Annotated in this window: 20 protein-coding genes; 4 read left to right on the top strand and 16 right to left on the bottom strand. The window is 55.9% G+C overall.

The window, feature by feature from the left end:
• Nucleotides 1–180: 180 nt before the first annotated feature.
• Nucleotides 181–1,362 (top strand): peptide-methionine (R)-S-oxide reductase MsrB, encoded by a 1,182-nt coding sequence (msrB, locus tag ACH3PB_RS18700; protein ID WP_416396974.1) that lies wholly within the window; start codon nt 181–183, stop codon nt 1,360–1,362.
• Between the two features lie 43 nt (nt 1,363–1,405).
• Here msrB and proX read toward each other — a convergent pair whose 3' ends face one another.
• The 4 genes from proX to ACH3PB_RS18680 form a co-directional block, all read right to left on the bottom strand.
• Entirely contained in the window at nt 1,406–2,395 is a 990-nt protein-coding gene (gene proX / locus ACH3PB_RS18695) for a glycine betaine/L-proline ABC transporter substrate-binding protein ProX (protein WP_416396973.1), read from the bottom strand.
• A 30-nt stretch (nt 2,396–2,425) separates the two neighbouring features.
• Nucleotides 2,426–3,559: a glycine betaine/L-proline ABC transporter permease ProW gene (gene proW, locus ACH3PB_RS18690; protein WP_416396972.1), complete on the bottom strand. Its 1,134-nt coding sequence runs from the start codon at nt 3,557–3,559 to the stop codon at nt 2,426–2,428.
• 2 nt (nt 3,560–3,561) lie between these two features.
• Nucleotides 3,562–4,752 carry a glycine betaine/L-proline ABC transporter ATP-binding protein ProV gene (gene proV / locus ACH3PB_RS18685; RefSeq protein WP_416396970.1) on the bottom strand — a complete coding sequence of 397 codons (1,191 nt, stop codon included), beginning with the start codon at nt 4,750–4,752 and terminating at the stop codon, nt 3,562–3,564.
• Nucleotides 4,753–5,005: 253 nt separating this feature from the next.
• On the bottom strand, nt 5,006–6,064 hold the full coding sequence (locus ACH3PB_RS18680; protein ID WP_416396969.1) for an NAD(P)-dependent alcohol dehydrogenase: 1,059 nt from the start codon (nt 6,062–6,064) through the stop codon (nt 5,006–5,008).
• Between the two features lie 145 nt (nt 6,065–6,209).
• On the opposite strand from ACH3PB_RS18680, the gene ACH3PB_RS18675 reads away from it, so the two are divergent.
• A complete protein-coding gene (locus tag ACH3PB_RS18675; protein ID WP_416396968.1) occupies nt 6,210–6,389 on the top strand; it encodes a hypothetical protein in 180 nt (59 codons plus the stop codon).
• Nucleotide 6,390: 1 nt separating this feature from the next.
• On the opposite strand, the gene ACH3PB_RS18670 is transcribed toward ACH3PB_RS18675, so the two are convergent.
• The 7 genes from ACH3PB_RS18670 to ACH3PB_RS18640 form a co-directional block, all read right to left on the bottom strand.
• Nucleotides 6,391–7,212, bottom strand: a complete 822-nt coding sequence (locus tag ACH3PB_RS18670) for a mechanosensitive ion channel family protein (protein WP_416396967.1) — start codon at nt 7,210–7,212, stop codon at nt 6,391–6,393.
• A gap of 2 nt (nt 7,213–7,214) precedes the next feature.
• Nucleotides 7,215–8,438 (bottom strand): hypothetical protein, encoded by a 1,224-nt coding sequence (locus ACH3PB_RS18665; protein ID WP_416396966.1) that lies wholly within the window; start codon nt 8,436–8,438, stop codon nt 7,215–7,217.
• 257 nt (nt 8,439–8,695) lie between these two features.
• Nucleotides 8,696–9,427, bottom strand: coding sequence for a phosphate signaling complex protein PhoU (gene phoU / locus ACH3PB_RS18660; protein ID WP_416396964.1), 732 nt, complete (start codon nt 9,425–9,427; stop codon nt 8,696–8,698).
• Between the two features lie 48 nt (nt 9,428–9,475).
• Nucleotides 9,476–10,366, bottom strand: a complete 891-nt coding sequence (gene pstB, locus ACH3PB_RS18655) for a phosphate ABC transporter ATP-binding protein PstB (protein WP_416396963.1) — start codon at nt 10,364–10,366, stop codon at nt 9,476–9,478.
• A gap of 10 nt (nt 10,367–10,376) precedes the next feature.
• Nucleotides 10,377–11,654, bottom strand: coding sequence for a phosphate ABC transporter permease PstA (gene pstA / locus ACH3PB_RS18650; RefSeq protein ID WP_416396962.1), 1,278 nt, complete (start codon nt 11,652–11,654; stop codon nt 10,377–10,379).
• The gene (gene pstC, locus ACH3PB_RS18645) at nt 11,647–13,035 is read right to left on the bottom strand and encodes a phosphate ABC transporter permease subunit PstC (protein ID WP_416396960.1); all 1,389 of its coding nucleotides are present in this window, start codon (nt 13,033–13,035) and stop codon (nt 11,647–11,649) included. Before pstC ends, pstA begins: the two co-directional genes overlap by 8 nt.
• A 149-nt stretch (nt 13,036–13,184) precedes the next feature.
• Nucleotides 13,185–14,237, bottom strand: a complete 1,053-nt coding sequence (locus ACH3PB_RS18640) for a substrate-binding domain-containing protein (RefSeq protein ID WP_416399484.1) — start codon at nt 14,235–14,237, stop codon at nt 13,185–13,187.
• Nucleotides 14,238–14,470: 233 nt separating this feature from the next.
• On the opposite strand from ACH3PB_RS18640, the gene ACH3PB_RS18635 reads away from it, so the two are divergent.
• Both ACH3PB_RS18635 and ACH3PB_RS18630 read left to right on the top strand, forming a co-directional pair.
• Nucleotides 14,471–14,746, top strand: a complete 276-nt coding sequence (locus ACH3PB_RS18635; RefSeq protein ID WP_416396959.1) for an RNA recognition motif domain-containing protein — start codon at nt 14,471–14,473, stop codon at nt 14,744–14,746.
• On the top strand, nt 14,739–15,629 hold the full coding sequence (locus tag ACH3PB_RS18630; protein ID WP_416396958.1) for a hypothetical protein: 891 nt from the start codon (nt 14,739–14,741) through the stop codon (nt 15,627–15,629). The genes ACH3PB_RS18635 and ACH3PB_RS18630 overlap by 8 nt, the downstream gene beginning before the upstream one ends.
• On the opposite strand, the gene ACH3PB_RS18625 is transcribed toward ACH3PB_RS18630, so the two are convergent.
• The 5 genes from ACH3PB_RS18625 to ACH3PB_RS18605 are packed head-to-tail and all read right to left on the bottom strand — an operon-like array spanning nt 15,630 to nt 22,182.
• Entirely contained in the window at nt 15,630–16,472 is an 843-nt protein-coding gene (locus ACH3PB_RS18625) for a glycosyltransferase family 25 protein (RefSeq protein ID WP_416396956.1), read from the bottom strand. It lies immediately after the preceding gene.
• Nucleotides 16,469–20,167 carry a hydantoinase B/oxoprolinase family protein gene (locus ACH3PB_RS18620; RefSeq protein WP_416396955.1) on the bottom strand — a complete coding sequence of 1,233 codons (3,699 nt, stop codon included), beginning with the start codon at nt 20,165–20,167 and terminating at the stop codon, nt 16,469–16,471. Before ACH3PB_RS18620 ends, ACH3PB_RS18625 begins: the two co-directional genes overlap by 4 nt.
• 10 nt (nt 20,168–20,177) lie before the next feature.
• Nucleotides 20,178–20,723 carry a PhnA domain-containing protein gene (locus tag ACH3PB_RS18615; RefSeq protein ID WP_416396954.1) on the bottom strand — a complete coding sequence of 182 codons (546 nt, stop codon included), beginning with the start codon at nt 20,721–20,723 and terminating at the stop codon, nt 20,178–20,180.
• A 31-nt stretch (nt 20,724–20,754) separates the two neighbouring features.
• Complete coding sequence (locus ACH3PB_RS18610; protein ID WP_416396953.1) at nt 20,755–21,684, bottom strand: EamA family transporter; 930 nt, start codon at nt 21,682–21,684, stop codon at nt 20,755–20,757.
• A gap of 54 nt (nt 21,685–21,738) precedes the next feature.
• Nucleotides 21,739–22,182, bottom strand: coding sequence for a DUF2505 domain-containing protein (locus ACH3PB_RS18605; RefSeq protein WP_416396952.1), 444 nt, complete (start codon nt 22,180–22,182; stop codon nt 21,739–21,741).
• Nucleotides 22,183–22,461: the final 279 nt, after the last annotated feature.

Here is a 22,461-nt window from a genome sequence, read left to right as displayed (position 1 = left end):
TAGTATTGCAGGCTCAACGCATAACTATGGAACAGCTGGTAACATTTTTCATCACCGGTTTGTTCATTAAATGACATCCATTCAGCGTATTTGCGGGCTATCTACCCTTATGATTGAACTTCGAAGTACGACATCAGCCAAGAGGCCTACATGAGGCCATTGGTTAGAGAGGACAGAGTTATGAAACGATTTAGCGTATTCGCAGCAGTTTTATTGGTTCTGGCTTTTGTCGGCGCTAGGCTGAACGCGATGGATAGTGAGTCAGCGGAGAAGCAGTATGCGCCCGATGACCCTGGCCTTGCCGTAGCCACCTTTGCGGGCGGTTGTTTCTGGTGTGTAGAGGCCGGTTTTGAAAAAGTCCCGGGAGTGGTTGAAGTAGTGTCTGGCTACAGCGGAGGCGAGGAGACCAACCCCACCTATCAGCAGGTCGCGTCAGGCCAAACCGGGCACACCGAAGCCGTTCAGGTTTATTACAACGCTGAAGAGATCACCTACGAAGGTTTACTGCAGGCGCTGTGGCGCATGATGGACCCAACGGACACAGAAGGTCAGTTCGTAGACCGCGGCAAGCAGTATCGTCCAGCTATATTCTATGCCGACGAGACTGAAAGGAAGGCAGCCGAGGCTGCAAAAAATGCCCTGGACGAATCCGGGCGTTATGACAAACCTGTCGCTATAGAAGTCGTGCCGTTTGAGCACTTCTACGCGGCGGAGGACTATCATCAGGATTATTACAAGACCAATCCTGTTCGCTACAAATTCTACACCTTCAACTCTGGACGCTATCAATTCATCGACAAGATCTGGGGAAAAGATCGTGAACTCGACTATTCCGCCTATCGCCCTGCGCAGAATGAGGATCAAGATATGAGTCAGACAAAGCAGCAATCCGCCCAGCCCGACCTGCAGGGCTTCGTCAAGCCAGACAAGGCTGAGCTCAAGGCCAAGCTGACACCGCTCCAATATTCGGTTACTCAGGAGGATGCCACCGAACGGCCCTTCGACAATCCCTATAATGATGAGAAGCGTGCGGGAATATACGTTGATATCGTTTCAGGTGAACCGCTCTATCTATCGAACGACAAGTACGATTCAGGCACCGGCTGGCCTAGCTTCACCAAGCCAATCAAGCCAGAGGCCGTGGTAGAGGAAAGTGACTTTTCCCTGTTTGGCAAAAGGACCGAGATTCGCAGTGCAGTCGCCGACTCACACCTGGGTCATGTGTTTACGGACGGACCAAAAGATTCGACAGGGCTCCGCTACTGCATGAATTCTGCAGCAATGCGCTTCATTCCCAAGGAGGACATGGCTGCAGCGGGTTACGGTGAATACTTCGACCTGGTGAAGCCCCCGCGAAGCTGAAGCTTTGGCAAGCCCGGCAGTCTTGCGCTGCCGGGCTATCTACTTATTTCGCTGCAGCTCTCGCCTCTTCCAGCCAGCCGTCGTAGGTTTCCTGGTTGGCATTGATCCACGCCTTCGTGTGACCCATGATGGCTTCCTGCGAATCTTCTCCGTCACGCACTTTCATATTTTGCGCACTCACATCGTTGACTGACAACTTGGCGATTTCGAACAGCTTCGCAGCAGCAGGGTTGTCTTCCGCCCACTGTTTGTTAGCGACCACCCGCTCACTATTGATTTCGAAGCCATAGTTCTTGCCGCTGGGCAGCTTGGTTTCAGCATTATTGGGATTGGCCGAGAACGGTACTTCGAGCCATACCACATCCTTGCCTGGAACGAGAATTCCCGAAACCCAGTATGGCGTCCAGGTGTAGTAGAAAATCGGGTCGCCGTCCTTATAACGCTGGATGGTGTCAGAAATGATGGCTGCGTACTGGCCCTGTCGGTGCGCTATGGTGTCGCGGAGCTTGAAAGCATCGAGTTGATGTTCGATGACGCCTTCACAACCCCAGCCGGCCTGGCAACCAGTCAGATCGGCCTTGCCATCGCCGTCCGTATCGAAAATCTTCGCGATCTTTGGATCGGTGAATTGGCCAATGTTGGTAATACCATGCTTCTCGGCGGTCTTCTTGTCGATGAGATACCCCTGTGCGGCACCGTCGATATACTTGCCCTTGCGGTAGAACTTGTCATCGCCACCCGCGTTCTTGTACATGGTCTCGTGTAGCGGATACCAGTTCACGGCCATATAAGTGGCGTCCCCGTTAGCGACCGATGTATAACCAGCACTGTAGTCGACTTCCTGGATCGGCTTGATCTCATAGCCAAGGTCCTTGAGCGCCTGATTCATCAGCATGGTCTGGAAAGTCTCTTCAGCGATCGGGCTCTGAATAGCCTGAACGGTTACACCCTTGCCAGGCATTTCCTCGGCCTGCGCGGCGAAGGCCACGCCACCAGCCAGCACGAGGCTGGCAATAGTCGTTCTTAGATTCATAACAGTTATCCTGTGGTTTGAAATTGGGGTCTATCTTTTTGAAGCGTCCCTATTTCCGGGCACCAGGGCATACAGAAGTCCGACGGGCCCGGACTCATACCAGTGGCGCGTTCCTCTTTCCCGTGAGTCTCTACCGAGCGCCTGGGTCATGCGGTCGAGAATGATTGCGAGTATGACGATACCTATGCCGCCAACAGTCGCCAAGCCGATATCCAGGCGACCGATGCCACGCAGCACCATGAGCCCCAGGCCGGGTACCGCGATCATCGATGCAATGACGACCATGGACAGGGCCAGCATCAGTGTCTGGTTGACGCCTGCCATGATCGTCGGCGTCGCTAAGGGCAACTGAACCTTGAACAGCAGCTGCGATGAGCTGGCACCAAACGATCGCGATGCTTCGATCAGGTCTGCTGGCACCTGGCGTATGCCGAGGTTGGTGAGGCGAATGACAGGCGCCACGGCAAATATGATGGTGACGATGACGCCAGGTACATTGCCAATTCCGAACAACATCACGATGGGCACGAGGTAGACGAAGGCAGGCGTAGTCTGCATGGTATCGAGCACAGGCCTCACTACGCTGGCTATTCTATCGCTTTTCGCCATAGCGATACCGGTGGGTATGCCTATAACCATGCAGAACAGCACTGAAGTGATGACCAGAGAAAGTGTGGTCATAGCCTCGTTCCAGGCGCCGATAGCGCCCATGAATAGCATGCCTACCACCGTGACAATGCCGAGGCGCGAACCTGAAAGCTGCCAGGCCACAAGTCCGAATATCACGATCATGAGCAGAGGAGAAATGTTCAGCAAGGCTGCGTCGAATACGTTGAGTGCGGCTTCGACCGGCTGCTTGATGAGCTGAAAGAACACGCGGAAGTGTTCTACCACCCAATTGATGGCAACTTCCACGCCAGACTGAATATCGAACCATTCTGTCTGGAAGGGCTCGGCCCAGGTATTGGTGACCACCTCGATTTCCTCGGCGGTATCCAGCCAGCTCGGGGTGGACTCTCCGCCCCTGCCCTGCTGCACTTCAGTACTACCCCAGGGATTCGTGGCGGGATCGACCGCAACTTCGTTAGGATCAGCCACTTCAACGGCGCTGCTTTCTGTCTGCGCCCATGGATCTGCGACTGAGCTATTGGTGTCTTCAGCCATGATTATTCGCCCTCTCTATCCAGCGCCTGTAGCAGGACTGCTCTTGAAATCACACCCTGATAGCGACCATTGTCATCAACTACCGGCACACCGCACGGCGCTGCGGCCACATTGCCGATGATCTGGGTCAGCGGTGTATCAGCTGGAATCGGTTCAATATCTGGCAAGAAGGCACTACTGATACTGCTGCCGGACTTCCTGGCTTTTGCAAGCGAATCGACCGAGACGACGCCATGGAACTTCTGGTCACGCCCCAGCACATAAGCGTAGTCGCGCTCCCATTCACTCAGCTGCTCCAGCACGGCAGGAATACCTGCACCTTCGCGCTCCACCACCGTGACCTGCCGCTTCCGTGCCACATCCTTGGCGGTGAAGACAGTAAAGATATCGACACCTCGAAAGAATGATTTGACGTAATCGTCAGCGGGATTCTTGAGGATTTCATCGGGCGTACCAACCTGAACCACTCGCCCGCCCTCCATGATCGCAATACGATCACCGATGCGCATGGCTTCGTCGAGATCATGTGAAATGAAGACCACCGTGCGCTTCGAATCCTTCTGCAGTTTAACCAGCTCGTCCTGCATTTCCGTCCGAATCAACGGATCGAGCGCCGAGAAGGCTTCGTCCATCAACATGATTTCAGGATCGTTCGCCAGAGCGCGAGCGAGGCCAACGCGCTGCTGCATGCCGCCTGACAGCTCGTCAGGATAGCTATTCGTGTAGGCTTCGAGGCCCACCTGGGCAAGCGCTGACTGAGCACGCTCATGACGTTCACTACGGCCCATACCTGAGAGCTCCAGGCCAAAGGCGGCGTTGTCTATCACATTGAGGTGAGGCATCAGCGCAAAGGATTGAAACACCATACTCATCTTGTTTCGACGAAGCTGGTTGAGATCTTTACGTGAGAGTTTTGCGATATCCTGATCACCCACCCAGATCTCTCCGGTGGTTGGCTCGATGAGCCGGTTGAGCAGCCTCACCATGGTGGACTTGCCAGAGCCGGAAAGCCCCATGATGACGAAGATTTCGCCCTCGTAGATTTCGAATGAGGCGTCCATTACGCCGATAGTCTGGCCCGTAGACTTGAAGATTTCAGCTTTATCAACCCCCTTGCGAACGAGGGACATGGCTTCTTCGGGGTCGTCTCCAAACACTTTGAAGACATTCTTTACCACGACTTTTGGGCTCATTGATTCGATATGTCTCCCTTGCTGACAACTCGGTATCAGCCGACTGCTGGAATGAAAGCGCAGCACCGGAACGCTTCTGAATCGCGCTGGAAACGAAAGGCGGGCACGTGCGTCGATTGAGCGGGATCAGTCATCTCTATACGTTAACCGAAGTTAACATAGATCAAACTTATAGGCTTTTCGGGTGGGGCGTCAACCCGCGCTCAGGCAATGAGGCGCGGGCTTGGACGAGATTCAGAGGCTATTGAGCAGATCAGTCACTGTTCTTCAGGCTCTTCATATCGATGACAAACCGATACTTCACATCACCTTTTTTCATTCGATCATAGGCTTCGTTGATGTTCTGGATATCCAGCATTTCCACGTCGCAGGTGATGTCATGTTCGGCACAGAAGTCCAGCATTGCCTGAGTCTCAGGCATGCCACCGATCAACGAGCCTGCAAGCACGCGCCGCTTCATGACCAGCATGCCGGCCTGCAGCGGTGGCTCAACCGCAGTGAGCAAGCCGACTACGATATGCTTGCCATCGTACTTCAGACAGTTCAGATAAGGGTTCATATCGTGCGGCACCGGAATGGTATCGAGCAGCACGTCGAAGGTTTCCCTGGCCGCTTTCATCTGCGCCGGATCCTTGGAGATGATCACATGATCAGCACCCTGGCTCCGCGCTTCCTCCATCTTGCTTTCCGAACGTGTGAAGATCGTGACTTCGGCGCCGAGGGCTTTGGCGAACTTGACGCCCATATGGCCAAGCCCACCCATGCCGATTACGCCGACGCGATCACCGGCTTTTACACCGTAGTGCATGAGCGGTGAGAAGGTGGTGATGCCGGCACATAACAAGGGCGCGGCCGATGCGGCTTCAAGCTTTTCCGGAATCGTGACGACGAAACGCTCACTCACCACGATTTTCTCTGAATAACCACCCAGGGTCACTGAGTTGTCGTGGCGGTCACGACCGTTATAGGTACCGGTCATACCCTCGAGACAATACTGTTCGAGGCCAGTCTCACAAGCGCTACAGCGCCTGCATGAATCAACCATGCAGCCGACACCGACAACCTGACCAACCTGGAACTTGCGCACTTTCTCACCGACGGCCTGCACACGGCCAATGATTTCATGGCCGGGCACGACCGGATAGAGACTACCACCCCAGTCATTCTCTGCCATGTGGATGTCGCTGTGGCACACGCCGCAGTAGTCGATCTCAATAGCGACATCGTCTGGACGCAGCTCACGGCGCTCGATATTCAGGGGCGCCAGTGGCTTGTCAGCGGCCTGGGCTGCGTATGCTTTTGAAGGAGTCATCTGATCTTAACCTCTTTACTTTCGGAATCAGCTTTTGCAGCTGTATTGACTGGGACTGAGCTGTAGTGAACGAGATAGCATACGCTTTAAGCATCGACTGGGATAAGGTCGGCGACCAGATGCCTGTATTGCCTCCTGCGCCTACATGCTGGTTGGCAAAGCGGTATTTCCCGATCCCGAAGCACAGGCCCGTATTATGTACGGCATCATTACCGGACTGGGCTTCATTGGTGGTGGTGCAATTTCGAAGACGTCCTCAGAGGTGGCAGGAACGGCCACCATCATCTTCGAGAACCTGGTGGGCCGGATGGCTAGTCCGGCCTAGCCTAGCTAACAGCCACGCCGCCTGGTGCGCTGATCTCGACACCGCCGGCTTCCTCTATGGCCTTCTTACCCCTGACCGTGAGATCACTGATGAAGGCGAACTGATCGCGCATGTCGAAAGGGTAAGCCTTCAGGCGGTATTGCGTGCCCAGGGGACTCTGCTTGAGCATGACGAGCACAGGCTTGGTGTACTCGAGATAGGCACTGGTAAGGGCAACGTCGTTGAGCGACTCCCGAACGATTGCGGCATCATGATCTGGCGCCACATAGAATTCCGCGACGCACATCAGCGTTCTGGTGCCATCATTGGAGTTGATGATGTTGTTCGACCAGAGCCGGTCGTGCGGAACTGTTATGGCATCGTCATCTGCCGTACGGATCCTCAGAGCCCGCATACCGACAGAGGTCACCTCACCGTAGTCTCCGTCGATTCTGACCCAGTCACCCGGGCGATAAGGACGCTCGAAAATAGCAACCATGCCTGCAATGAGGCTGCTCACGTAGTCCTTGAAGGCAAAGCCGATAGCGACGCTCGCTGCGCCTGCAATAACGAGAAAATTCTGGAAATTGATATTGAAGATGATCGGTATGACCCAGAGAAATGCTGCCGTCAGGAGAAGCAGTCTGATGATGGGGACCGCGCCGAGAAGATAAAGCCGGAGCTGATTTGGCCCGCGCTCCGCAAGATATGGCAGCAGTCGTCGAACCACCAGAATAGCGACCCAGGTACCAACGATGATCAGCGCAACCTTTGCCAGGCTGATGTCCTGGAAATCATTTAGAAGCTGGGCGGCCTTCTGTCGGCCCTCGTCTACTGCTGCCATGTTCACAACCTGTCTGTGGGGAAGCCGGAGATCGCCAGCCCGCCCCGTATCGCCGGATAGGCGGCTGGCTGACAACGATAAGTGGACCCGCTTCGATAGATGATGCCGGCCTTGCGCAAAGCCACGAGTAAAGCCGGTTCGACCGGTCTGGGTAAGACGGCACTCAGTTCTTCCGCACTGGCACCACCATGAATCAAGAGTGCGTGAAGGATCTGGAGCACCATGTCATGCTCACGCCCTGGCAGGGTGTACTCCTCCAAAGATGCTATCCAGAGGGTCCGATCGTCGTCTGCGGCTACTAGCCGGTGCCTTGCTTCAGCATCCTCGGTCTCTTCGGCTTCCCCATTGAGCGTCTCTGATTTCGAACCGGAGCGCAGGCTCTGTCGCCAGAGATGCCAGGCTACCCATGGTATACCGAAGCTACGCGCGGCGAGGCCCTGAAAGAAATCATGAGGCACATCATCTTCCGACAGGGCCATCACATCGTCTCCGGTTCGGGTCAAACGAAAGGTGATGTCGTGGTCTTCATGCGCCTCACCGAGCTGATGGAACCAGTGTCTCAAGCGACTGGCATCAAATGCCTGAAATGTCATCCCCTCGGGTAGAATCATATCGGCAGCCACCGCCTTCTTGATAAAAAGCCAGGCCCAGCTGTTACAGCCGATAACGCAATGCCTTTGCAGGTCGGCAAGCGATTCCAGCAGTGCACGCAGAACGGTGAGTCCGTTTCGATGCCGCAGGAACCAGCGATCGAGCTCCGGCAAGACCAGGACCCCCGGACCTTTTGCCTGCGCCTGAACCAGCGACAGGGCTTCCTGAACCGCCTGATCACCTGGCTGAAGCAGGCTCATGCGCTCAGGTGGATCGAGCAGATCGTGGTTATGCTGCTTCGCCCATTTGGTCAGGAGACCGTTCTCCTCGCCAGGCGGCAATACGATCAGTTTCAGCCACTGCGCCGGTCGCTCTTCGAGCACCCAGTCCCGTAGCGAGATGTCGAGCTCGTCCAGCAAGGGCCCCCACGCAGGCGGATTCGCCACGTCGTTGAGAATCTGCAACGCAGTGTGGTGCAGGCGCTCCTCAGCGATATACGGTTTGTCCTGGCTGCTATCAAAGCGCTTCTTGATCCGCGCCAGGAACAGCTGCAAGGCATCCTTGGTCTGCAAACTTGGCAGCTTGTACTGGCCGAGCGGGCGAAACTCGCGCAACTGCCTCGGCTCGTCACTCATACGTGAGGCGCGCCGTGCACACATTGGTCATGAACTGTACTCGTAGATTTGATTCAGATGCGACGAGCGCCAGATGACTATCCCGCGTCCATATGGACCGTGTCAACGACGGTCGCAGCGGCCACGAAGGTGTCCGAGCAAATTGCAGCTGCCTTCGGAGAATAGCGTAGTTTCAGGAGAACTCGATTACCAATGCGGGGATCTAACGCAGACCATACGACGGCCCGGTCCCATGACCGCGCCGTTGCATGCACTTCTCACATTTGCTGGGGCTTTTCGACCACTTTTTCCGCGACCGCCATCGGGGCATGCCGCACATCGGTGCCCTCGACCATGAAGATGACATGCTCGCAGATGTTGCCGGCATGGTCACCGATGCGCTCGAGCGCCCGTAGTACCCACATGATATTGAGACAGCCACTAATACTCCGTGGGTCCTCCATCATGAAGGTCATCACAGCACGGGTGGCGCTGCGGTATTCGTTGTCAACGGCGTCATCTTCTTTCATCACCACGAGCGCTTTCTGCATGTCGAACTTCGAGAACGCATCCAGAGCATCGCGTACCATTCGCCCCACATGCACACCGAGATGCCTGACTTCGAGATAGCCTTGCGGGGCCTTGCCTTCCTCGGCGAGCGCGGTAGCCAACTTGGCAATCTTCTTGGCCTCATCGCCAATACGCTCGATATCAGCCACCATCTTGACTACCGCCATGACCAGACGGAGATCGCTGGCGGTAGGCTGGCGCGTTACGATAATCCGTTGAGCCTCCTCATCGATGGTCAGCTCCATGGCATCGACGGCCTTGTCACGTAATTTGACCGCAGCGCCCAACTCCCCATCGTTATTGATCAGCGCCTTGAGTGCATCCTGCAACTGCTGCTCGACGACTTCGCCCATGGCCAGCAGATCCTCCTTGAGCTTCCCCAGATCGCTGTTGAAGCGGTTGGAAATATGTTGCAGATGACTATCTCTCGCAGTGGGCATGACGCACCTCGTAAACAATGACTGAAAGCCTGGATTTGAGCTTGCTCATCACCCGAAACGTCCTGTGATATAGGATTCTGTGAGTTCATGTTCTGGTGACGTGAACACCCGGTTGGTTTCGTTGACCTCCACAAGATGACCAAGATGAAAGTAGGCCGTGCGGTGAGCCACGCGAGCAGCCTGCTGCATTGAATGGGTCACAATCACAATGGTGAAGCTCTCTGACATCTGGGCAATCAGCTCTTCAACTCTCGCTGTGGCAATGGGATCAAGCGCAGAACAAGGTTCGTCCATCAGGATCACTTCCGGACTTACGGCTATGGCTCTGGCGATACACAGACGCTGCTGCTGGCCGCCAGACATACCGGTTGCGACTGAATCCAGGCGATCCTTGGCTTCGTTCCACAGACCAGCTTTACGCAGGCTGTTCTCGACGATTTCATCCAGATCCGTCTGACTGTTGGCCAGACCATGGATACGGGGACCATAGGCGACGTTGTCATAAATGGACTTCGGGAACGGGTTTGGCTTCTGGAACACCATCCCGACCCGGGCACGCAGCTCGACGACATCATTGTTGGAATGGTAGATATCCTCATCATCCAGCATTAATTGCCCCTCAACCCGACAGCTATCGATGCTGTCATTCATCCGGTTGAGACAACGCAGGAAGGTCGACTTGCCACAGCCAGATGGGCCGATAAATGCAATGACTTCGTTGCGGGCAATATCGAGGCTGATGTTCTTGATTGCACGGTCGCTGCCGTACGACACACTCACGTTGCGCAACTTGAACTTGGGATCTCCGGCGAAGGGCTTGCCTACCGTCTTGCCCTCTTCGATCACTGTATCTTCCGGCTTCTCTTCGGGTACCGGAACAGCAGCCTGCTGCGCACGAATATCCGCTTTCATCGCAATACCAGGGTTCATCGTGTTCATATCGTTCTCCTTACCAGCGTCGCTCGAGCCGCTTGCGCAGCCAGATCGCCAGTGCGTTCATACTGATCATAAAAGTGAGCAGCACCATGATTCCGGCGGATGCCAGTTCGACAAAGCCCTGCTCTGAGCTGCTGGCCCAGAGGTAAATCTGTACTGGCAGAACTGTGGCTGAATCGAATAGTCCCTCAGGCACGTCCACGATGAAGGCGACCATTCCGATGAGCAGCAATGGCGCAGTTTCTCCCAGCGCCTGAGCCATGCCGATTATCGCACCAGTCAGCATGCCGGGCATTGCCAGGGGTATCACGTGGTGAAGCACGACCTGCATCCTCGATGCCCCTATGCCCTCGGCAGCCTGGCGAATGGAAGGCGGGACACTTTTGATGGCGGCGCGACTGGAAATAATGATGGTCGGCAGTGTCATCAGTGCCAGCACCAGACCACCGACGAGGGGGATCGAACGTGGCATGCCGAAGAGACCGATGAAGACGGCCAGGCCGAGCAGACCAAAGATGATCGATGGGACTGCCGCCAGGTTGTTGATATTGACCTCTATGAAATCTGTGAGCTTGTTCTGCGGTGCAAACTCTTCGAGATACACCGCAGCCGCAATGCCCACCGGGAAGGAAATTGCCAGCGTAACCAGCATCGTCAACAACGAACCGACTATCGCACCGAGAATACCGGCGTTGGCCGGCTCACGAGAGTCTCCACGACTGAACAGCACATCGTTGAAGCCAGTATCGATAACACCGGCCTTCACCAGCTCGTCCACCCACCGCTGCTGCTGCTCCGACAACCTAATGCTGTAGCTGGGATCATCCGCGTGCTTCACGTAAACTGAGACCTGATCATGGGCGAGGAATTCCATGGTCTGGGTGGTATTCAGCAGCTCAGGATCTGCCTTCAGTCGATTCTTGATCGTATTGGCGCCGTAGTTGCCTACCAGCCGTAACAACTCGCGCTTTTCAGCAGCACCTTGAGCTTCAGGGAAATAGCCCTGCAGCGCAGCAATAATCGGTGCATTGAAGTCAGCCATAGCTAGCTGATCCGCGTCGCGAGGATCTTCCAGATACATCATCTCCGAATCGAGATTGAGCTCCAGCGTTATCGTGGTCTTCACAAACCCGGTGTAGCCCTTGGAGATGATGTCGGCAAAGAGCACAAACAGCGATGCAAGCGCAATGAAGATAGCCAGCATACCGTAGAGACGAAACCGCTTTTCCTTGGCGTAGCGGCGCTTCAGGGAAGCGCGTACGATTTCCGCCTGCGAACCTCGCTTATTCATACTGTTCCCTATATTTCCGTACGATCTTGAGGGCAATCACATTGAGTAGCAGTGTGACGATGAACAGCAGCATGCCCAGGGCAAAGGCGGACAAGGTCTTGGCGCTGTCGAACTCCTGGTCGCCCACCAGCAGCGTGGCAATCTGCACCGTTACAGTCGTCACCGATTCCAGAGGATTGGCCGTGAGATTTGCTGCCAGTCCAGCCGCCATCACCACGATCATCGTTTCACCAATGGCTCTTGAAGCGGCCAACAGAATGCCACCGATAATACCTGGCAGCGCTGCTGGGAAGATGACCTTCTTCATGGTCTCGGATTTCGTCGCCCCCAGTGCGAGAGAGCCGTCCCGCATGGCCTGTGGCACGGCATTGATGACATCGTCAGATAACGACGAAACGAACGGCACAATCATGATACCCATGACCAGGCCCGCGGCTAGTGCACTTTGTGAAGACGCTTCGAGCCCCACGACTTGAGCCAGATCACGGATGAAGGGCGCGACGGTCAGAGCAGCAAAAAAGCCATAGACGACGGTGGGGATGCCTGCCAGCATTTCCAGTGCAGGTTTTACCACTGCCCTGACACGCTTGCTCGCGTACTCAGAGAGGTAGATCGCTGACAGCAGGCCGATCGGCACAGCAACCAGCAGTGCAATGCTGGAAATCAGCAGTGTTCCGGTAAAGAGCGGAATCACGCCGAAGGCGCCTTCTGAACCGACCTGATCGGCTCGCAGCGCAGTCTGTGGACTCCAGCTGGTGCTGAACAGGAAGTCGCTGATCGGAACCCGATCAAAGAAGCGGATCGTTTCCAGAATCACGGAAAACACGATCCCGGCCGTGGTCAGTACTGCCAAAGCAGCACAACCGAAGAAGATGCGGCGTAGCGTGGTTTCCACGTTCAGTCTGGCATTGATGTGCGGCGCCACACGGGTCCATGCGTACGCGCCACCGGAAACGGCAATGAGCAGAACCAGGATAGCCTTGAAATTTTCACTACGGTGCTCCAGTGCTTCGAGCACAGTAGCTGCACCGGCAATATGCTCCGGCACAAACTCTGGCTTGATACTTCCAGCTGCAACATTGTTGATCTGGGAAAGAATCAGGCTGGCCTGACCTGAAGATTCGGGCCAGGTATCTTGAGGCAGTGAGGCGATGACTATGCCCTGTATGACTTTGGCTTCAAAACCGGCCCACACCGCGAGCACAATCAGCGCCGGGACGGCACACCACAGTGCCGCTCGCGCTGCGTAGTAAAATGGGAGCGCCTTCAGATTCCGAATGCCGCCGAGCGGCGCAGCAACAGCCCTGGAGCGCATATATGCTAAGCCATAGGCAACCACGGCGAGAATCAGAACCAGGGGCAGAAGAATGGCCGTCTGCATAACAGTCTCTGTATTGAGGGGCTTTGAATGAGCTGGGCGTCTATATGCCGGGTTTCGGCGTGATACTGTTCGTTCGAAGAATCCTGAAAGGAACGCCCATCTAATGGCAGCGTTCCTTCATGGTCATCCCTGACCCTGGCAGATCGAGCTTACAGCTCGTTACCAGTCATCGGCTCGAGCGCCTTCACTTTCTTGGCCATTGCCATGCGCTGCTCACGCGGGAGCGGGATCAGACCTACATCAACCAGATAACCGTTGTCACCCCAGGCACCTTCGCTGGTGAACTCGGCTGTGTACTCCTTGATACCTGGAACAACACCCACGTGCGCGTTCTTGACGTAGAACCACAGTGAACGGGCAACCGGATATTCTTCGCCGGCAATAGTCTCAGGGGTCGGTTCAACGCCATTGACAGTGGATGCCTGAATCTGGCCGCTGTTTTCCATGAGGAAGCTGTAACCGAAGATGCCGAGGGTATTCTTGTCCTGAGCCAGACGCTGCACGATCAGGTTGTCGTTCTCACCGGCTTCGACGAATGGACCGTCTTCACGCATGCTGTGACAGATGCTCTTGAACTTTTCTTCGTCTGTCTTTTCCAGCTTGGCGATCATGTCGAACTTCTTGCAACCACCTTCCATTGCGATTTCAACGAAGGCGTCACGAGTTCCTGATGTTGGAGGCGGACCCATCACATTGATTTCATAGTTCGGCAGACTCGAATCGATGTCGCTCCACTTCTTGTTGGGGTTGGCAACAAGTTTATCGCCAGCTTCATTCGGCACTTCTTTCGCAAGCGCCAGGAAGATCTGTTCAAGCGTCAGATCAAGCTTCTTGGAGTCCTTGGAATTCGCGATCACGATGCCGTCGGCACCGATACGAACCTCAGTGATTGCCTTGACGCCATTGGCCTGGCAGCTCTCGAATTCACTCTTTTTCATGCGACGTGACGAGTTGGTGATATCCGGGTGCTGAGTACCTACACCGTCACAGAACAGCTTCAGACCACCGCCAGAACCGGTTGACTCGAGCTTCGGCGTCGGGAAGTCGGTGTTGCGACCAAAGCGCTCGGCAACTACGGTTGCGAATGGGTAGACTGTGGATGAACCCACGATGTTGATGGTATCGCGAGCCATAGCCGGGGCTGACACAGCAGCAATGCTACCTGCCAGTGCGACAGTTGTAAGAGCTGTTCTGAGTTTGATCACGTTGAGTCTCCATTGGTCACTTTGCTTTTTCTCGGGTTGTTTGCTACCGATGACAGAACGATAAAGGGACTATGTGACAACTTTGTTACAGCGACGCAATCTGCGATTCTTAGGTATGCCTGCCTAGCTCGGGCGGCGCTGCCAACAAGCTTCGTTAAGAATCACATCCGGTGGATTGGAAGCTGTATAATGCTGATCCAACTCACCGTCGTTAATTGGATATCCAGATCATGAAGCTGCTAGTTCGGAACCTCGATCGCGCTACAACTGAAGCTGACCTGCGGGCGCTGTTTGAACCATTCGGGGCGATTCAGTCCTGCCGGCTGGTTCTTGACTCGGAGACCGGTCTGTCCAAGGGCTTCGGCTTCATCGAGATGCCCAAAGTCGGTGATGCAAAAGCAGCCATCCAGCGGCTTAATGGCTTCACGGTCAATGGCAAGTCCATCCGGGTCAAGAAGGCGGAAACGCCTGCACCTGCAGCCGATTCCGATGTAGAGGATGTTTAAGACGCTCCGGCGTCAACGCCGTCTTCGGGATAGTCAGGCGGAAAGTCTGCGCCTGCGGCAGCAGATCCTCAGCACGCAGCTGACACTGCAGGCAGTGAATGCCTCGCAGCCTGGCGTGGGTAATGACAAGCCCCATGATATCGTCGTTTCGCTAACCACCTTCGACAAGCGAATTGGCAACGTGTACCTGGCCATCGAGAGCCTGATGCAGCAATCACTCAGGCCAGACCGAATCGTCCTGTGCGTGTCTGAAGCCGATGTCACTGAGTCAGACCTCCCTGAAATTCTTCGATTGCAGCAGCTTCGCGGGCTGGAGATTCTGTTCTGCGAGCGAGACCTTGGGCCGTACAAAAAGTTTTTCCACACCTTTCAGAAGTATCCGGACAGCCTGATCATCACAGCAGATGACGACCTCATGTATCCCTTCGACTTCGTCGATATGCTGTACCGTGCCTGGCTTGCTCGACCCGATGTGATTCACGCCCACAGGGCTCACCGCGTACTGCTGAATAACGAGGGCAAGCCGCTGCCCTACAAGTCATGGGAAAAATCAACTGACTTCACAGAGCCATCTCCGCTTGTGTTTCCGACTGGAAACGGCGGTGTACTGTACTTTCCCGGCGCATTCGATGAGGAAGTTCTCAACGAGCATCAGTTCATGACACTGTGCCCTGGCTCCGACGACATCTGGCTCAAGGCGATGAGCCTCAGAAACGGCACGCTCTGCCAGCGCATTCAGGATCCACGGCAGTTTGGCACTCGCTTTATCGTAATACCCGAGTCGCAAAACCATGCGCTCAAGCGACTGAACAAGTCTGCTGACGCTGGGAATGACAGCAAACTACAGGCGGTGCTGAATGCTTATAATCTCGGCTTTCGGTAGTTAGCGGATGCGTGGGGAGCGCCCTATCGAAGCTGGTGGCTTCTTGCTGGTCGGAAAGAACGCGCGGCGGTGCTTAAGAAGATAGAGCCGGCGATGCACACTGCGCTGGATCTTGATGCTTGTGCGGCCCAGCCGGTCCTTCAGTGAAGGCAGGACTGGCTCGAAATCAGGCTTGGGAATCGTGGTTGGCTTCGCCGTTTCCCAAATGATGTGTGGCTCAACTACGAAGCAGTGGACGCCAGTTTCCCAGTAGTGGTCATAGAGTTTGTCAATCGGCATGTAAATCCGCCGCCCGTAGGCAATCAGCCTTTCCATACCGCGTCGATTGATCAGCAAGCCCTGCCCGCCGAGCGTGCCCCGGAGTGGACGTGTAAGCCAATAAGCCTGCTCGCTCCCCGCAACGGCTGAGAGTGGCTTGACCAGTTTCCGCGGTTGACGCTTCAATGCCATGAAGCGAATGAGCTCATACTCTGCAGGCAGCTGACGCAACTCCGCCAGTACAGTGCCGAAGTCTGGCTCGAGGTGCACATCATCTTCAAAGAGACACAACTGCTCCACACCACCCTCATAGGCCGACCGGATTGCCCTGAAGTGGGAGAGGTAGGCGCCCACTTCAGCGGGTCCCAAGGGTGTCATTCGATAATGAACTGCGGCCTCCTGGTCCAGACATTCATCCGGCTGCAGAACAGGGTACGTCCGACGACCATCGACTGCGGGAAAGAATTCGGCTTCAATGCCGCATGCCTGGAGTTCCGCCAGTAAGGTCTGTGCCCGCTCCATCGCGGGATCAAGTGTAATAATCTGGCAGCTGAACGACCGCTGCTCCGGGTTTCCTGCTGTCACCTATCCGCCTCCTTGCCGAAACCGGCTCCACCTGGTGTTTCTATGACGAGTAAGTCGCCGGCTTGTACCGTCAGTTGTGATTGGCCGTCCAGTTTCTTGACCTGGTCTGGTTCAGATGCCGGAAAAAAACTGTTGCTGCCGCAGGCACCAGACTCTCCACCCAGGAGACCCGCAGGTGCTATGCGCCTCCGGTTCCCGAGCAGATTGACGTCCATCCCCTGGAGGAACCGGATCGCTCGAATAGCACCGTCGCCGCCACGGAACTCACCGGCACCTCCGGAATGTGGGCGAACACCAAATTGCTCGAGCCGAACTGGATAGCGGTGCTCGAGCACCTCAGGATCCGTCAGTCTTGAGTTGGTCATGTGGGTATGTACTGCAGAGGCACCATCGCGTCGGAAACTGGCACCATCACCACCGCACAGCGTTTCGTAGTACTGAAACTCTGCCGTGCCCCAGGTAAGATTATTCATTGTACCCTGCGCAGCAGCCTTGATACCGAGCGCTGCGAACAAGGCATCGACTATCACCTGCGACACTTCGACATTGCCCGCCACTACAGCTGCAGGATAACGCGGATTCAGCATCGAACCTTCGGGAACGATGATCTTCAAGGGTCTCAGACAGCCGTCGTTCAGCGGTATCTGCTCAGTAACAAGGCATCGGAACACGTAGAGCACGGCCGCATGGACGACCGCCAGCGGTGCATTGAAGTTGCTGTCATGCTGCGGACTGCTGCCGGTGAAGTCGACACAGGCTGTTCTGGCATCGACGTCGATATCAATATTGACGCAGACCTTGGTACCATTATCAAGAAGCTGAACGGAGCGGCCGCCTTCAAGCTGACTAATCGCGGCCCTGACAGACAACTCGGCATTGTCCTGTATATGCCCCATATAAGCCGCGCAGACCTGCCTACCGTACTGCTCAATCGTATCCAGCATAAGACTGGCGCCGCGTTCGCAAGCGGCCAGCTGAGCCTGAAGATCAGCCAGCGTACAGTCGATATTCCGCGCTGGCCATTGACCTCCTTCGAATATCTCGCGAATGACGCCTGTTCTGAAACTGCCGTTTTCGACGATTGGCAGCAGGCTCAACAATATGCCCTCTTCATCGATATGCCGAGAAAAGGCCGGCATGCTGCCAGGCGTGATTCCGCCGACGTCGGCATGGTGACCCCGCGCGGCGAGCAGACAGATCAGTGTCTTGCCGTCCTCGCCGTACAGCGGCTTCACTACCGTGATGTCCGGCAGATGCGTCCCACCCTGATAAGGGTCATTCATCGCGAACGCCGAATTGGGCTGCAAGGTATTGTCGCCCTCTGGCCCAAGTGTCTTCAGCAGATGCTTTACGCTATGGCTCATACTTCCCAGGTGCACCGGCATATGCGGCGCGTTGGCCACCAGCTCACCGTGGGCGTTGAATACAGCACAGGAAAAATCCAGCCGCTCCTTGATATTGACCGAAAGCGCCGTGTGCTGCAGAACGATGCCCATCTGTTCTGCAATGAACATGAATATGTTGTTGAAGAGCTCCAGACGAATGGGATCGACAGGGATCTCTCTCGCCGCCGTTGATGGACCGGTATCGGCGAGAGTAGTCCGCTCTCTTGCAAGCCTGAGTAGACCGTCATCCACACAGACTGCCGTCCAGCCGGGCTCAACCACAATGGTGCTGGCAGGTTCGATGATGACTGCTGGCCCTTTCACTTGATGACCAGCGAGAAGCTGGTCCCGCTGATGAAATGGCGTGTCATGATACTGCCCGTTAAAAAATACCGGCCGACGATCGATTGGTACCGGTGGCTCGGCTGATGTATTTGAAAGCATTTCACCGCTTTGCGGCTGCGCTGTAGCCGCAATGTTGGAGTGCGTTTCGACCTGAACACTTTCAATGATCAGTTCCGGATCGCTGGGTTCGAATCCGAACTGGGCTCGATAGCGTTCGCAGAACACGCGCTCCACTTCAGCGAGATCTGCCAGGGGCACTGGCAGCGTGGTATCGCTGCCGGACAGGCGCAGCTGCAGCAGAATTTTATGGCTGAGACTGGCAGAGTTCGAGGCGACATCGAGCTGCGGCTTCAGCACGTGCTCGTTGCGCGTTTGAGCGAGTGCGATCCTGCGCTCCAGGACTTCCAGGGCGCTGGCAGAGAGCCCATCCTCCACAGAAAAAGTGGTGATCTCGCGGAGCTCTGCAAGCCCCATCCCCAGCGCTGACAAGACGCCCGCATAACGGTGTAGCAGTATTTCCGAAATGCCAAGGGTATCGGCTATCCGGCAGGCATGCTGCCCACCGGCACCACCGAAACTGAAGAGGGCGTAATCAGTAACGTCGTGACCTTTCTGCGTGGTGATGTGGGCAATGGCATGGGCCATATGACCAATCGCTATGGCAAGAAAGCCTTCTGCAACGGTTTCAAGCGCTGCATCTGGGGCATCGTCTGCGGATATGCCCATGCTGCCGGCCAACACACCGAATGCCGACCTGACCTGAGCGGTATCGATCGGTTGCTGACCATCAGCACCGAACACAGAGGGGAAAAAATCCGGCTGAAGACGCCCAAGCAGTACCTGACAATCCGTAATGGTCAGTGGTCCTCCCTTGCCGTAGGCCGCAGGCCCTGGCGACGCACCGGCCGAATCTGGCCCTACCAGATAACGCGCCGACTCAAACTTCAGTACAGAACCGCCGCCGGCGGCCACTGTATGCACGGCCAGCATGGGCGTCTGCAAGCGGTACCCCGCAACAGTGGTTTCAGTCTGGCGCTCCAGCTCGCCACGGTAATGGCAGACATCGGTGGATGTACCGCCCATGTCGAAGCCAATCAGTCGCTCATAGCCTGCCTGTCGACCCAGCTCGACCATGGCGATCACACCACCTGCGGGACCAGATAGGACGGCATCCTTGCCACGAAAATCGCGTGCGCCGATGAGTCCGCCATTGGATTGCATGAAGGTCAGGCGTCCTGGCTCCAGCATTCGCGCAGGCAAGCGCGCCGTCAGTCTCTGCATATAGTCCTGGACGACGGGTGTGAGACAGGCATCGAGTACAGTCGTGTCGCCACGGCTGACAATTCGCATCACCGCACCGAGCTCACTGCTAACGGAAATATTGCTAAAGCCTGCGGCAGCTGCAAGCTGCGCTGCGTGAGCCTCATGAGCCGCATTGCGATAGCTGTGCATGAACACGATTGCGCAGCTATCAATACCGCTTCGTCGCGCTGCTTCGAGTTGCTCGACCAGGCTAGCAGTGTCCAACGCACGAACTACAGTGCCATCAGCTGCAAGACGTTCATCAGCCTCGACGACCCGCTCGTAGAGCATTGCCGGACGCTCGATGTCCAGCGCAAACAACTCCGGCCTGTTCTGATACGCGATCCGCAGCAGGTCGGCGAAGCCTCGCGTTACCACCAGCACAACAGGCGCGTATCGTTTCTCCAGTAGCGCATTCGTGGCCACTGTCGTACCCATGCGAATTTCACTGATGGCGTCGTCGGGAATGGCGGCATTATGCGGCAGACTGAGTAACTGCCGAATACCTGTGCTTACCGCATCCTCGTAGTGCCCCGGACTCTCTGACAGCAATTTGTGTGTAACGAGTTGGCTATCTGGCCCTCGAGCGACAATATCGGTAAAGGTACCGCCTCTATCGATCCAGAACTGCCAGTTCTGCCCTGCTGCAAATCCCGTCGTCACGCGTCAGCCCTCAGCTCAGCTTCACGAAGCTGGTCAGAATGACGATGCGTGTGCCATTGACCCTGCCTTCGATATGCTCCGGATTATCGGTAAGCGCAATGTTCCTCACGGCCGTACCGCGCTTGGCCACGAAGCTGGTGCCCTTGACGTCAAGATCCTTGGTGATAATCACCGTGTCTCCCGCAGAAAGCAGGTTGCCGTTGCAGTCCTTGTGAACGATTGCGGTATCACTGGAATAGTCAGCGCCGGCTTCCGCCCACCCTCGCACGTCATCTTCCAGATAGAGCAGATCCAGCAGATCCTGCGCCCATGGCTCCGTGTCGAGCTTCTTCAGCATGCGCCATGATACGACCTGTACTGAAGCCCTTGGGCTCCACATCGTATCGCCAAGAAAGCGCCAGTAGTTTGGCTCGATGGTCTCTGGCATCTCAATCTGCAATCGACATTTTTCGCAGAGTGCCAGTACCCTGTCGTTGCCCTCAGGCATACCCGAGACTTTGAAATCGGCAGTTTCCGTTGAAGCCGAACAGAGATCGCACTGAGCAGTGGCAGTCATGAACACAGATTCCTTGTTAGGGGGTCCCGGCTCAGGTCCCGAGAACGAGCAGAACAATCCCCGATATGATGACCACTATACCAAGCAACTCTCGTCTACTGGGCGTTTCCCTGAAAAGGAAATAGCCGGTGGCGACGCTGAAAACGAGCTCCACCTGGCCCAAGGCCTTCACATAGCCGGCGTTTTCATAGGTCACCGCCGTGATCCAGCCAATACTGGCAATGCAGCCTGCAATCCCACTCCAGATGGCGACCCGCCAGCGACGAAAGCTCTCCAGCAGATCAGCGCGATTGGCACAGTAGAGCCAGACGCCCATGAGCAGGGTTTGAAATGTCAGCACTGACACGAGCACTGTGCCTGCTGCGACGACCGGCTCTACGCCAGGGCCCACGGGCGGTTCCCAGGAGATGAGCTGCTGACTGGCCGCGCGATAGAGTACGGTGCAGATAGCGAAGGACAGCCCCGAAGCCATGCCGATCATTGCTGGTCGATGAGTCATGGCCGCAACAATGGTTTCAAGTGACAGCGCCGAGCGAGCGGTCGCCAGCATCATTACGCCGATGACGGTGACAAGTATGGACAAGAGGCCAAGCATGTTCATCAAGTCGCCAAGCAGGAGAAAGCCGACCACGGCAGCCTGTATCGGTTCCGTCTTGGAATAGGCCGTGCCCACTGCGAACTGGCCGAGGCTGAAGACCTGGACCAGCAGCTTGGTCGCCAATATCTGGGCGCATCCTGCGATGATTATCGTGAGCCAGAACAGCGGTGGCAGCGACAGCCATTCCACACTCGCCTGACCATCCAGACTGAACCAGTACAGCCAGGCGAACGGGAGGGCATAAACGAAGCGGGTGAAGGTCACGCCCCAGACACCCATGCCACTGCTCAATGACTTCTGTACCGTCGACCGGATATTCTGGGCGAAGGCGGCCATCAAGGTGAAAAGGATCCAGTCTTCCACTACGCGGCCACCCGCCTTGTCATCGCTGTTTCAGTCTCTACGCCAGACAAACGATCAGGCGGGAATGTTCGCCTTGTTGTAGGCAAGCTCGGCTTCGACGGCGTCGAGCGTGTCGCCAATCAGTGCTGCAGCAATCTTCTTGCCTACCAGCGGGACGGATACTTCGATATCGGCGCTGACTTCGTGCTCACAGCCTTTGCCGTCGGCTGTCGGCATCAGGCGGATCTTCCCTGAGGCAACCACGGGCGCGCCCTTCATATCGATACGCCAGTCGCCCTCGTAGCCCTCCCCACTCTTCTGGTAAGTATCCTTCTGCGACACCTTGCTCATAGGACTAATGAATTTCTTCGCGAAGGTCGGCACTTCGACAGGCACTGAACGTTCATTGGCGATGATGATCGTGCTGCCAGTTTTCTCGACCGGCTTGAGCTCGACATCTTCCGCGCCGAGCGCCGCATACTTTGTGCGCACGTAGTCGGCGTCTGTGAAATACTTCATCGCAGTTTCCACACTGAAGGGATACACCGTTTTTCTCGACTGACTCATCATCCATTCCTTTATCATTTTTGAGGTTGTATTCGCCGCAATAGTGCCGTTGCGGCTGCTCCGGCGCAAGCACGCAACACTTCGCATCGTGCTCAAGACAGCTGCGCCATTCCAAGGCATGGCGGAATCTACAGGAGAGGCTTTACCCTAGGTCAGCGCACGGACGATGTCCGCGGACATGCCGTTTCGGATCAGATACTGCTTAGCATTGGTCGTGACTCGACGTTACGC

Source organism: Allohahella sp. A8 (assembly GCF_047946665.1).
Classification (GTDB): Bacteria; Pseudomonadota; Gammaproteobacteria; order Pseudomonadales; family Oleiphilaceae; genus Allohahella.
This window is presented reverse-complemented; position numbering and strand designations above follow the sequence as displayed.

What these genes read in the sequence shown, in the direction of transcription:
- ACH3PB_RS18630 (WP_416396958.1), top strand. Translation starts at nt 14,739, where the DNA reads ATGTTTAAGACGCTCCGGCGTCAACGCCGTCTTCGGGATAGTCAGGCG.
- pstB (WP_416396963.1), bottom strand. Translation starts at nt 10,366, where the DNA reads ATGAACACGATGAACCCTGGTATTGCGATGAAAGCGGATATTCGTGCG.
- pstC (WP_416396960.1), bottom strand. Translation starts at nt 13,035, where the DNA reads ATGCAGACGGCCATTCTTCTGCCCCTGGTTCTGATTCTCGCCGTGGTT.
- ACH3PB_RS18670 (WP_416396967.1), bottom strand. Translation starts at nt 7,212, where the DNA reads ATGGCAGCAGTAGACGAGGGCCGACAGAAGGCCGCCCAGCTTCTAAAT.
- ACH3PB_RS18680 (WP_416396969.1), bottom strand. Translation starts at nt 6,064, where the DNA reads ATGACTCCTTCAAAAGCATACGCAGCCCAGGCCGCTGACAAGCCACTG.
- ACH3PB_RS18675 (WP_416396968.1), top strand. Translation starts at nt 6,210, where the DNA reads ATGCTGGTTGGCAAAGCGGTATTTCCCGATCCCGAAGCACAGGCCCGT.
- msrB (WP_416396974.1), top strand. Translation starts at nt 181, where the DNA reads ATGAAACGATTTAGCGTATTCGCAGCAGTTTTATTGGTTCTGGCTTTT.
- pstA (WP_416396962.1), bottom strand. Translation starts at nt 11,654, where the DNA reads ATGAATAAGCGAGGTTCGCAGGCGGAAATCGTACGCGCTTCCCTGAAG.
- ACH3PB_RS18605 (WP_416396952.1), bottom strand. Translation starts at nt 22,182, where the DNA reads ATGAAGTATTTCACAGACGCCGACTACGTGCGCACAAAGTATGCGGCG.
- ACH3PB_RS18635 (WP_416396959.1), top strand. Translation starts at nt 14,471, where the DNA reads ATGAAGCTGCTAGTTCGGAACCTCGATCGCGCTACAACTGAAGCTGAC.
- proW (WP_416396972.1), bottom strand. Translation starts at nt 3,559, where the DNA reads ATGGCTGAAGACACCAATAGCTCAGTCGCAGATCCATGGGCGCAGACA.
- ACH3PB_RS18665 (WP_416396966.1), bottom strand. Translation starts at nt 8,438, where the DNA reads ATGAGTGACGAGCCGAGGCAGTTGCGCGAGTTTCGCCCGCTCGGCCAG.
- ACH3PB_RS18615 (WP_416396954.1), bottom strand. Translation starts at nt 20,723, where the DNA reads ATGACTGCCACTGCTCAGTGCGATCTCTGTTCGGCTTCAACGGAAACT.
- phoU (WP_416396964.1), bottom strand. Translation starts at nt 9,427, where the DNA reads ATGCCCACTGCGAGAGATAGTCATCTGCAACATATTTCCAACCGCTTC.
- proX (WP_416396973.1), bottom strand. Translation starts at nt 2,395, where the DNA reads ATGAATCTAAGAACGACTATTGCCAGCCTCGTGCTGGCTGGTGGCGTG.
- proV (WP_416396970.1), bottom strand. Translation starts at nt 4,752, where the DNA reads ATGAGCCCAAAAGTCGTGGTAAAGAATGTCTTCAAAGTGTTTGGAGAC.